The sequence below is a fragment of the Lapidilactobacillus bayanensis genome (assembly GCF_003946695.1).
Classification (GTDB): Bacteria; Bacillota; Bacilli; order Lactobacillales; family Lactobacillaceae; genus Lapidilactobacillus; species Lapidilactobacillus bayanensis.
In genome coordinates, this window is sequence record NZ_RHOX01000063.1 from 1 (window position 1) to 1,140 (window position 1,140).

The 1,140-nt window shown below is 41.8% G+C and carries 1 protein-coding gene; it reads right to left on the minus strand.

The window, feature by feature from the left end; translation table 11 throughout:
- Nucleotides 1-66: 66 nt before the first annotated feature.
- The gene (locus EKM65_RS11085; RefSeq protein WP_125608473.1) at nt 67-1,092 is read right to left on the minus strand and encodes an IS30 family transposase; all 1,026 of its coding nucleotides are present in this window, start codon (nt 1,090-1,092) and stop codon (nt 67-69) included.
- Nucleotides 1,093-1,140 lie beyond the last annotated feature (48 nt).

A 1,140-nucleotide genomic window follows, 5' to 3' on the forward strand; every position in this document is an offset into this window, starting at 1 on the left:
CCTGAATTGTCAAATCAAATGCAACACTAATTCCAAAAGCAAGAAATTGGTCTAGAAGGCATATCTTTAAGCTGGTGTGAATTGTGCGAAGCAGTCTTTGGAACTCTGATACTGAAGGATCTTACGCGGCTTGTTATTCAATGCATCTTGAATCAGCTTGATGGCGGCTTCTGAATAATTCTTGAGAGATTTACCTTTAGGAATGAACTCACGAGTCTCACCATTAATATTCTCGTTTGTTCCACGCTCCCATGGTGAATGTGGATGGGCAAAATAAATCTGTGTGCCTTTGATTTGAGCGAGTGAAGAAAACTCACTACCATTATCAAAGGTGATGGAACTGAAGTATTGTTCTCCAACCTCATTAATCGCTGCTTGTAATGATTCTAAGCAGGTCTCAGCGTGATAGTTAGGAATCTTGATGATGAGCTCAAAGCGCGTTTTCCGTTCTGTGAGCGTCATTAATGCGGGTTCAGAAGCAACTCGCTTACCTTTAACTAAATCGCCTTCCCAATTGCCAGCTTTTAGGCGTTCATCAACTTCCACCGGGCGTTTTTCAATTGAGGTGCCAAGAATCTTTTTATTTTTACGATTGTGAGAACGTCGTCCTTTAACGCGTCTGCGTAACTTTTCTGGCAGATCACTGTTACGCAGCGGCAGTAATCCTTGATTAATGTAGCGGTAAACTGTTGGTGTTGAAGGACATTTCTTGTCAGGATGTTCAGCTTTATATTTGTGCACAAAGCCATCGATACCATCTGAGCGATATTTCGCTTTAAGTGCTATTGTCAATGAACTAAAGAAGTCTTGGCATGTTTTTAAAAGCCCGTTGGCGTGGCAATTAGTGCGGTTATTTTCGTGAACAACCTGACCACGGTCCGCATAGTAAGCCCAATAGTAATTTTGATGGTAATCAAGCTGTTTTACGGCGCCACGCTTAAGTTCGCGGCAAATTGTACTGGGAGCCCGCTGTAGCTTGTGAGCTATCTGACGAATTGACGTGTGTTGTTTACGAAGTGTTTCAATCATGCCTCGTTCTTCTGGATTTAGTTGTTGATAATATTTAATGGTGGTATTCTTATGTTGGGTCATGGAGTTGTCCTTTCTTGAGTTTAGTCACTTTAAGTGTAGGTCTCCATG